The sequence below is a fragment of the Pedobacter sp. genome, from assembly GCF_045628745.1.
Classification (GTDB): domain Bacteria; phylum Bacteroidota; class Bacteroidia; order Sphingobacteriales; family Sphingobacteriaceae; genus Pedobacter.
Map to the genome: position 1 here is coordinate 1 of NZ_JAZQPU010000442.1, position 9,984 is coordinate 9,984.

9 protein-coding genes are annotated in these 9,984 nt (G+C 41.2%); 6 read left to right on the top strand and 3 right to left on the bottom strand.

What is annotated here, in order from left to right:
- The 6 genes from ACR2F7_RS16135 to ACR2F7_RS16160 form a co-directional block, all read left to right on the top strand.
- Positions 1 to 280, top strand: a 280-nt coding sequence (locus tag ACR2F7_RS16135; protein WP_432714570.1) for a calcineurin-like phosphoesterase C-terminal domain-containing protein, incomplete at its 5' end; no start/stop codon positions are given.
- A 16-nt stretch (positions 281 to 296) separates the two neighbouring features.
- Positions 297 to 1,574, top strand: a complete 1,278-nt coding sequence (locus ACR2F7_RS16140; protein WP_432714571.1) for an MFS transporter — start codon at positions 297 to 299, stop codon at positions 1,572 to 1,574.
- A 27-nt stretch (positions 1,575 to 1,601) separates the two neighbouring features.
- The gene (locus ACR2F7_RS16145) at positions 1,602 to 2,282 is read left to right on the top strand and encodes a GDSL-type esterase/lipase family protein (RefSeq protein ID WP_432714572.1); all 681 of its coding nucleotides are present in this window, start codon (positions 1,602 to 1,604) and stop codon (positions 2,280 to 2,282) included.
- Between the two features lies 1 nt (position 2,283).
- On the top strand, positions 2,284 to 2,970 hold the full coding sequence (locus ACR2F7_RS16150; protein ID WP_432714573.1) for a GDSL-type esterase/lipase family protein: 687 nt from the start codon (positions 2,284 to 2,286) through the stop codon (positions 2,968 to 2,970).
- A 5-nt stretch (positions 2,971 to 2,975) separates the two neighbouring features.
- Positions 2,976 to 3,914, top strand: coding sequence for a DUF4434 domain-containing protein (locus tag ACR2F7_RS16155; RefSeq protein WP_432714574.1), 939 nt, complete (start codon positions 2,976 to 2,978; stop codon positions 3,912 to 3,914).
- 8 nt (positions 3,915 to 3,922) lie between these two features.
- Positions 3,923 to 5,104, top strand: coding sequence for an AGE family epimerase/isomerase (locus ACR2F7_RS16160; RefSeq protein WP_432714575.1), 1,182 nt, complete (start codon positions 3,923 to 3,925; stop codon positions 5,102 to 5,104).
- Positions 5,105 to 5,120: 16 nt separating this feature from the next.
- Here the strand turns inward: ACR2F7_RS16160 and ACR2F7_RS16165 are convergent, their stop codons facing one another.
- The 3 genes from ACR2F7_RS16165 to ACR2F7_RS16175 all read right to left on the bottom strand — a co-directional run.
- Complete coding sequence (locus tag ACR2F7_RS16165; RefSeq protein WP_432714576.1) at positions 5,121 to 5,645, bottom strand: TspO/MBR family protein; 525 nt, start codon at positions 5,643 to 5,645, stop codon at positions 5,121 to 5,123.
- A 21-nt stretch (positions 5,646 to 5,666) separates the two neighbouring features.
- A complete protein-coding gene (locus ACR2F7_RS16170; protein ID WP_432714577.1) occupies positions 5,667 to 7,049 on the bottom strand; it encodes a RagB/SusD family nutrient uptake outer membrane protein in 1,383 nt (460 codons plus the stop codon).
- Positions 7,050 to 7,088: 39 nt separating this feature from the next.
- On the bottom strand, positions 7,089 to 9,984 hold a 2,896-nt coding region (locus ACR2F7_RS16175), incomplete at its 5' end, for a SusC/RagA family TonB-linked outer membrane protein (protein WP_432714578.1).

The following is a 9,984-nucleotide window of genomic DNA, read 5'->3' on the forward strand; positions in this document are numbered from 1 at the left end:
AGTTTCAGTAAATGTTTGGAACTGGGATAAAGACTGGAAAGTTGAGTGGTTTGAAGATGAGAAACCGATGGGTTTGATGCAGCAATTTATTGGTCTTGACCCCGATGCCATCAAATATCTCCAGGAGGTAGCCAAAACCAGCCCATATCCCTGGATAAAACCACGGTTAACAGAACATTTGTTTTTTGCCAATCCCTCTGTGGGTTCGAAGGAAATAAAGATCGTTGTAACCGATCGTTTCGGGGAGCAATACACAGATCGTATTAAAATATTTAATTAATCATTCAATAAACAAAGTGTCGAAGCTAGAAACTAAAATTATAAATCCCATTTACTGGATTCCAACTACATGGTTCGCTATGGGCCTGCCTTTTGTGGCGCTCTCCGGTGCAAGTTCCATCATGTACAAAAATATGGGTATCTCCAATACACAGATAGCTTTTTGGACTTCCCTGATTATGTTTCCCTGGACCATTAAACCACTATGGGGTCCTTTTTTAGAAATGTACAAAACCAAGAAGTTCTTTGTTTATGCTACTCAGCTATTTACGGGTGTATTATTTGGTCTTTTGGCCTTAACCCTGCAAATGAATCACTTCTTTAGTTTTTCAATTGCCATTTTAACCATGATAGCTATCAGTGGTTCTACGCATGATACTGCTGCTGATGGCATTTATCTAAACGAGCTTACACCTAAGCTTCAGGCAAAATTTGTGGGTTGGCAAGGGGCTTTTTACAACATTGCCAAAGTGTTATCGGGCGGGGTCCTGGTGTATATAGCCGGGCAATTGGAAAAAGAGATTGGAATTCATAATGCATGGATGGTAGTGATGTTTACCTATGGTTTGATCATGGTTTTGCTGGGATTGTATAACATGAGAGTTTTGCCCGGCGGAAATGAAGTTCAGGCGATCTCTTCTTTAAAGGAGGGATTCGCTACCCTTAAAGATGTAATTATTACATTCTTCCAGAAAAAAAATATCTGGTATAGCCTGTGTTTTATTGTTTTTTATCGGTTTGCCGAAGGACAGGCTATTAAAATTATCCCTTTATTTTTTAAAGCTTCCAGAACTACAGGGGGATTGGGCTTGACCACATCAGAAATTGGCTTGTTGTACGGAGTCTTTGGCTCCATCTCTTTCGTGCTCGGTTCTTTAGTTGCAGGTTATTACGTATCTAACAAAGGCTTAACCAAAAAAACGCTGCTCATTCTGTGTGGATTTTTCAATTTGCCATTTGCTGCTTATGCATTTCTCGCCATTACTATGCCTCAGGATTTATATGTGATTGCAGCAGCGGTTGCTATAGAATATTTCGGTTACGGTTATGGCTTTGTAGGTCTGATTTTATTTATGATGCAGAATATAGCACCTGGAAAATACAAGATGGCCCATTATGCTTTCGGTAGTGGTTTGATGAACCTCGGTTTCATGATCCCTTCAATGATAAGTGGATGGATCAGTGACTATCTAGGGTATAAAGAATTTTTTATATGGGTGCTGATCGCAACCATTCCGGCATTTATTGTAACCTGGCTGGTTCCCTTGAGAAAAGACCAGGAGCCAGTTAATTAACACAACTTACACAAATAACGATATAAAATGAAGAACATATTATGTACTGCATTGCTTTTAGCAAATACCGTTTATGGTATGGCACAAAAGTCTTCTGAAAGCGACAGTAGCTATGCCAATGGGTATTATGTAAAAAGAGTACAGTATTTCAAGAGTTTGCCAGTTCAAAAAAAGGGGATAGTTTTTTTAGGGAACAGTATTACCGAAGTAGGTCAATGGCAGGATGTAACCGGTGTTAAAAAAGTAATTAACAGAGGCATTAGTGGTGACAATTCTTTTGGTGTTTTTTACAGGCTCGATGATGTATTGGCACATCAGCCACGTAAAATATTTCTTGCCATTGGTGTTAATGACATCAAAAGAGGAACACCCATTGAGGTCATAGCTAAAAATTATGAGCGTATCATCTTAAAAGTCAAAAAAAGCAAAACCAAAACCCAGCTGTATCTTCAAAGTGTACTCCCTGTTAGGGAATCAATGCTGGCCTCTATTTATGACAATATACGAAATCAGCGAATTATAGCGCTTAACGGTTTGATGAAAGACCTTGCCCTAAAATACAATTTGCCGTATGTTGACTTATTCAACAATGTATTTAAAGACGAAAATGGCCAGCTGATCAAAAACCTGACTACAGATGGCCTTCACTTGCAGCCAGAAGGTTATGTATTATGGGCTGAGTATTTAAAAAAACAAAATCTACTTTAGTATGAAACTAAAATTAATCGCTACTACCGCTTTTATAATGGGCTTTTCTCATATTATCCCTGTTATTGCACAGCAAGCAAAAATTGATAGCACCTATAATAATACCTACTATAAGGGTAGAATGGAGCTATTCAAAAACCTGCCTTTACCAGGGAAATCTATTGTGTTTTTAGGCAACAGTATTACCGAGCGTGGCATGTGGCACGAATTGCTTCCGGGAAAAGTAATTATGAACCGCGGTATTGGAGGTGATAATACTTTTGGTGTGCTAGCCCGGCTGTCGCCGATTATTTCAAGTAAACCCGCCAAAGTTTTTTTACTGATAGGTATTAATGACATTGGGCGTGGTCTGCCGGTAGACGTTATTGCCAAAAATTATGAGCGAATGATCATTCAGTTCCATAAAGGTACGCCAAAAACAAAACTTTACCTTCAAAGCGTATTACCTATGAATGATGATATTCTAACAGCTGATTATCTTAAGAACAAGGGACAATATATAGTGGAGCTCAATCGTAGAATTACTTTTCTAGCTGAAAAATACAATTTAACTTACATTAATCTTCATGAAGTGTTTAATGACGGTACTGGTAAGTTAAAGCCAGGATTAACCATGGATGGTATTCACATCACACCTGCGGCTTATGTGTTGTGGGTCAACTTTTTAAAGCGTAAAAAATATTTATAAAATACATGAAAATAACTGGAACCTTCATTGATGAGATTTCTCATGACATACCTCACCAAAACTGGGGAAGAGAAGAATGGGATAGAGATTTCGCTTATATGAGGTTAATTGGAATAGATACGGTCATCATGATCCGCAGTGGATACAGGAGATTCATTACATACCCTTCCATATACTTGCAAGAGCAGCATGGTTGCTATGCGCCTCCAGTAGATCTGGTAGAGCTTTTTTTGCAGCTTGCAGATAAATACAGTATGAAATTTTATTTCGGTTTGTATGATAGTGGAAAGTATTGGGACACCGGTAATATGCAATTTGAAATTGATGCCAATCGTTTTGTGATTGATGAAGTATGGAAGCAATATGGCCATTACAAGAGCTTTAGTGGATGGTACCTGAGTATGGAAATCAGCAGGGGAACTAAGGGTGCTATTGAGGCATTCCGTACACTTGGGCAGCAATGTAAAGATGTAAGTGAGGGATTGCCAACGCTCATCTCTCCATGGATAGATGGTAAAAAAGCGGTCATGGCTGCATCTTCACAACTGAGTAAACAGGATGCAGTATCTATACAGGAGCATGAAAAAGAATGGGGAGACATATTTCAAGGAATCAGTGGGGCTGTTGACGCAGTTGCATTTCAAGATGGGCATATAGACTACCATGAACTTGATGACTTTTTTGCTGTTAATAAAAAAATAGCTGATCAATATGGCCTGCAGTGTTGGACAAATGCGGAAAGCTTTGACAGGGATATGCCTATTAAATTCTTACCCATCAAATTTGAAAAACTACGTTTAAAATTAGAGGCTGCACGAAGGGCTGGGTACGACAAGGCCATTACATTTGAATTTTCTCACTTTATGAGTCCGCAGTCTGCTTATCCGCAGGCCGGAAACTTATTTAACCGATATAAAGAATACCTAAAAGGATTGACAATTTGAGCACAGAGATGAACAACTACAGTGAAATTTACGAGGAGGAATTAATGAATAATGTGATTCCATTTTGGATGAAACATTCTAAAGATGAGCAGGATGGAGGATATTTTAATTGCCTGGACCGTGCAGGGAATGTATTTGATACTGATAAATTTATGTGGTTGCAGGCAAGGGAAGTCTGGACTTTTGCAACAATGTATCATGAAGTAGAACCAAAGCAGGAATGGCTGGATATGGCCAGACACGGCGCTGACTTTTTAGAAAAACATGGTCGGGATGAGGAGGGGAATTGGTATTTTGCATTAAATAAGCAAGGGCAGCCATTAGTACAGCCCTACAACATATTTTCAGATTGTTTTGCAAGTATGGCTTTCGCCGCGCTGTATAAAATAGATCCGCAAGAAAAATACGCAGCTATTGCAAAAACTACCTTCTTCAATATTTTGTCACGACGTGACAATCCAAAAGGGAAATACAATAAAGCTTTTCCCGGGACGCGTTCTTTAAAGAACTTCGCCCTTCCCATGATATTAAGCAACCTTTCGCTGGAGATGGAACATTTACTAGATAAAAAAGTAGTAGATGATTTGTTAAGAGAGGTGATTCATGAGGTGATGGAAGTATTTTATCATCCTGAGAGTGGACTGATACTGGAAAATGTGAATCTTGATGGCTCCTTTTCTGATTCGTTTGACGGGAGGTTAGTTAACCCGGGGCATATCATTGAAGCCATGTGGTTTATCATGGATCTGGGTACCAGATTACAGGACCTGGCGCTGATAGAAAAGGCAACAAAGATAGCCTTAAGAACACTTGATTATGGATGGGATAAGGAGTATGGTGGAATCTTTTACTTTATGGACATCAAAGGACATCCAGTGCAGCAACTTGAATGGGATCAGAAACTGTGGTGGGTACATCTTGAATCCTTAGTTTGTATGGCGAAAGGGTATGCATTAACTGGTAATCAGGATTGTCTGCAATGGTTTGAGAAACTACATGATTATAGCTGGAATCGCTTTAGAGATCCTGAGCATGGAGAGTGGTTTGGTTATTTGAATAGAAAAGGTGAAGTATTGCTACCTTTAAAAGGAGGTAAGTGGAAGTGTGCCTTTCATGTACCGAGAGCCTTGTTACAGATTTCAAAGATGATGGATGTTGCACAACACCATAATGGTCAGTTTGCGACTTAAAAAAATAAAAACAGTTTTAATTTAAGCTATAGATACTGTAAGTGAGTAAAGTCGCAAAGCTTACCCACAAAAAGTAGGGGATGAAAAGGAGTCCTGCTGTCTTGTCGATGCGGTAGAACATACGTGCATTAATGACAATGGCGACTAATAAGGCTACGATTTCAAATAGGGAGGCGCCGATTTTATGGGCGTAAAAGAAGAGGAAAGACCAAAAGAGGTTCAGCACCAATTGGATGAAATAGACAGCGATGAGTCTTGGCAAATGAGCTATCTGGTGGCGCTTGCGCCAAACCAGATAGCTTGAAATGCCTATGATGATATAAAGAATAGACCATACCGGGCCGAAAATCCAGCCGGGAGGGTTGAATGATGGCTTTTCAAGGGATGCGTACCATGAATCGTCAGATGCACTGGTAAACAGACCTCCCAGCGCCCCAAAGGCTAAAGGAATTAATATGTTGATGACAAAGGGAATAAACTGGAAAGATCTTTTTTCTGCAACCATTTTTATTGATGTATTGCCATACTTGTCAACAATCATGCCTGTTCCCCTGTCATTTTTTTAGTTATAACCCGGGTTTTGCACCAGGTTTTTATTGGCATCGATTTCTCGTTGTGGAATAGGAAAAACAAGAGCATTTGCGTTCCATGCGAGTGAGCCAATATTGGTTTGTGTTCTTTTGGCGTCATGGAGGGCAAAACCTTCAAAGGCAAGCTCTAATTTACGCTCGTTAAGGATGTTGGCCAGTGTTGCTGTGGTGGTTGTTAGGCCCGCTCTGCTTCTTACAACGGCTAAATCCTGTAAGGGTGTTCTGCCACCAATAGGAGCAGCTGGCGCTAAACGTACGTTACACTCCGCACGGATGAGGTACATTTCTGCAAGCCTGATGATAGAAACATTTCCATATTGGTTGGCAAATTTGAAGGTGAAAAGATCATCATCATCATAAAAGAAATCCTTACGTTCATCACCATCAATATAGTTATTATCGATCCAGCTGGCAGAGATGACAGCATCGCCTCTGCCACCATAATCTGAAGCGCCATAAAACTCATTGTAACTATTGAAGCCCGTTAAGTTGGTTACTTGTATGGCAAAAACATCTTCGGTGGTGTTGCCCCCGGGTTGTGCGGGGCTTCCTGCTTCCTGGACAACGGGGAACGCCTGACTGTAGGTTGGTGCAAGGCTGTAATTGCCTGACGTGATGACCCTATTAGCGGCATTAGCGGCAGCGGTATAATTGCCCATCTGTAAGTACAACCTGGCTAACATTCCTGCTGCTGAAGATTTAGTAGCGAAGAAACCATTTTTGGCTGGTAAATTTGTCTCCGCTTCGGTGAGGTCGCTAATGGCCTGTTGATAAACTTCGGCTACCGTAGCACGGCTAACATAGTTTGCATCTGTAATGACAGTTGTTGGCGTAAGCACTAACGGTACGCCCAAATTTGTACTTGGATTACCATCATTATAGGCTTTTCCAAATAACCTCACCAGGTCGAAGTAAGCTGAACCTCTGATAAACTTAGCCTCCCCGGTAATACGAGCTTTTTTCGCCTCATCAACTTTATCAATGGCAGTGAGGATATTATTGGCATCATTGATGGCCTGGTAACCGTCTCTCCAGATGTTTCTCACGAAAACGTTTGTTTTTAACAGTGATTTATTGATGGCTTGAGTGAGTTCTTCAAAAGTGCCGTACCATTCAATAGCATTGGTATTGGCTAAAAAATCAGCCATCAAAAATGGGCGGCCACCATAGAAATCTGATCTGCCTAAATCGGCATAAGCACCGATAAGTGCCACTTCCACATCTTTGGAAGTCAGCAATGCCTGATCTTGCTCAATAGTATCTGTAGGATCTAAGTCTAATGGTTTTTTACAAGCAGAGATGATCAGCAGCAGGAGTGTGACCATCAAGAGTTTATGTAGAGTTGTGTGTTTCATCTTTTTACAATTAATTGTTGACAGGCAATGATTAAAAGATTAAAGGCCAATGTTGATTCCAAAGGAAATGACGCGAGCCTGAGGTGCCGAATAAAAATCTACCCCCTGGTTGATGTTTGTGGCCTGGTAATCTGCGTTCACTTCTGGATCCCAGCCGTTATAACCTGTTATAGTGAGTAAATTTTGTGCCGTACCATAAATTCTAAGCTTAGACAGCCTCACTTTTTTAAGCATACTGGCAGGGAGGGTATAGCCGAGGGTAAGGGTCTTCAACCTGATGTATGATCCTGTGGAAAGGTAGCGTGTGGAAGTTCCTACACCATTTCCATAACCTAATCTTGGCTCCGGAACATCGGTAATTTGACCTGGTGTATTCCAGTAGTCCATTTGATCTACAGTTTGGTTATCATAACCATTAGATCCGCTGGCACTCATAAAAGTGCCTCCGGAGTTGAAGATCTTATTTCCTGAAACGCCTTGAAAAAAGACCCCCAGGTCGAAGTTTTTAAAAGAAAAACTGTTGTTGAAGCCAAAGATGAACTTTGGATTAGGATTACCCGCAAAGATGCGTTGTGCCTCATTGATATCATTGGTGGTTTCTTTACTGACCGTGCCATCAGCTTGTGTTGTATTTAGAAAATAAAGGGCATCGCCATTTGCAGGATCTACACCCGCATATTCAGGAAGGTAAAAAACGCCGATGGGCTGACCTGCGATAGCCGCATTGATTTCATTGGAATTTAATACTTGTCCACCAAGGTCTGTAATTTTATTTTTATTGATGGATGCGGTAAGGCCTGTTGTCCATTTGAAGGCCCCTGTTAAATTGTTGCTGTTGATCCCTAACTCAAAGCCTGAGTTTTCAAGCTTACCCAGGTTTTGAGTGAGGATGGAAAAACCTGTGGTTTGCGGAATGGGTACATCAAGCAAGAGTTCGGTGGTGTGTTTTTGATAATAATCGAAAGTACCTGTGATCCGGTCTGAAAAGAAGCCGAAGTCAAGTCCCAAATCAAGCTGGGTAGTTTTTTCCCATGTTAAATCTGGGTTAGCAATTTGTAATGGTCTTTGTCCGGGTAAACCACCGTAAGCACCTGTACCACTAAATAAGCCGCGTGCAGAGTAGTTTCCTATTTCTGCATTCCCTGTTAAACCATAACTGGCACGAACTTTAAACAAGCTGATCGCTTCCATATTTTTCATGAAATCTTCTTGCGAAGCTATCCAGCCTATGGAACCGGCAGGAAACACACCATAACGATTGCTGGCACCGAAACGAGAAGAGCCATCAATCCTGGTGCTAAAACTTAACAGGTATTTGTCTTTGTATTTATAGTTACCTCTAAAGAAGTAGGACAAAAAGCTATAAGCATTTTCACTGCTGGTAGCACTAACCTTCGTTGCGGCGCTACCGAGTTTTTTATAGGCATCACTAGGGAAATCAGCACCCTCTATTTCGCTGTATTTATCTGTTACTTTTTGGTAACTTGTACCTAAAACAGCATCGAACACACTGTTGGTTCCAAAAGTAGTATTGTAGCTGAAGAAATTGTTGGTATTGATGTTCATGATAAACGTGGAGGTGTTTTCACCATCACCGTTTGCTACGCCTGTATTTCTGAAAGTCAGGGAGCCATAATAACTCTCTTCATTCTGATTAAGGTTATCTACAGAGAAATCTGTGGTAAATTTTAAGCCTTTCAATATATTTACATTGGCAAAGGCCTTGCCGATGGTGCGGTAAACGGTAGCTTTATAAAAAGCATTATCGAGTGCAAGTAAAGGGTTATAGTAAACAGGATAATTGGAGGCCTCTCCAGGAAGACTGCCGCTCAATAATCCAGTTCGTGGATCTATAAGAGGGGTGATTGGCGAGAGCGCAACGGATTGAAGAGGGTTGGAGAAGGCATTGTCATTCGATAGACGGTTGTTGATACTGTTGGTAAAATTCAGGTTAATGCCGACCTCAATAAAATCAGTCGCTTTATTGGTGATATTTAACCTGCCGCTGTACCTGTTGTAACTGTTTCCTATCAAAATACCTTCCTGATCAAGCACCTGGCCACCAAGGTAAAACTTCGTTTTTTCATTACCACCATTGAAGTTCAGGTCGTATTGCTGCATTAAAGGTTTGTCTGCATAGGCCGCTTCTTCCCAATTGGTATTGACTTTATAAGTTTCATAATCATTGTTGCCGGCAGAATACCTGATTAAGCGGTTGGTGACAATGCGATTGTAATCGGCTAGCGCATCTTCTATGGTATCATAATCCCCTAAAAGGAAATCCTGATTGGCAGCACCTTCACCAGCTCTGCGCATGAGCTGCACGTATTGCTGTGCATTTAAAAATTCTTTGTGGTTGGAAGGAGAGCTGATGCCGCCCAACACATTAAAGTTGATGGCCGTTTTGCCAGTTTTTCCTTGTTTGGTGGTGATCAACACAACACCATTGGAGGCCCTTGCACCGTAAATTGCTGAAGCAGAAGCGTCTTTTAGCACCTCAATAGATTCTATATCATTGGTATTGATGTCGGCAAGAGGACTTGTAGGTGCATCTGTGCTTGATAAGTTAGCGGTGGTGATGGGAATACCATCAACAATATATAAGGGTTCACTGCCAGCGGTAACGGATGCTGCACCTCTCACCCTTACGGTAATGCCCTGACCAAGTTTTCCGTTTTGGGAAGAAATCATGACGCCGCTTGCCTTACCTTGCAGCGCTGATTCAAAGCTGGTCACCGGAATATTCTCCAGGTCCGCCGCTTTTACTTGCGATACGGCACCGGTGATATCTCTTCTGGCCCTGGTGCCGTAACCCACTACGACAACCTCCGACAAACTTCTGTCTTCGTCTTGCAGGGTTACATTAACGGTGTTACCGGTAATGCGGACTTCTTTAGTTTGATAGGAGATATAACTTACAATTAAGGTTGTGGCA

Bases quoted from the DNA above. Each gene is read 5' to 3' on its own strand.
- ACR2F7_RS16145 (WP_432714572.1), top strand. From the start codon at position 1,602: ATGAAGAACATATTATGTACTGCATTGCTTTTAGCAAATACCGTTTAT.
- ACR2F7_RS16150 (WP_432714573.1), top strand. From the start codon at position 2,284: ATGAAACTAAAATTAATCGCTACTACCGCTTTTATAATGGGCTTTTCT.
- ACR2F7_RS16160 (WP_432714575.1), top strand. From the start codon at position 3,923: ATGAACAACTACAGTGAAATTTACGAGGAGGAATTAATGAATAATGTG.
- ACR2F7_RS16165 (WP_432714576.1), bottom strand. From the start codon at position 5,645: ATGATTGTTGACAAGTATGGCAATACATCAATAAAAATGGTTGCAGAA.
- ACR2F7_RS16155 (WP_432714574.1), top strand. From the start codon at position 2,976: ATGAAAATAACTGGAACCTTCATTGATGAGATTTCTCATGACATACCT.
- ACR2F7_RS16170 (WP_432714577.1), bottom strand. From the start codon at position 7,049: ATGAAACACACAACTCTACATAAACTCTTGATGGTCACACTCCTGCTG.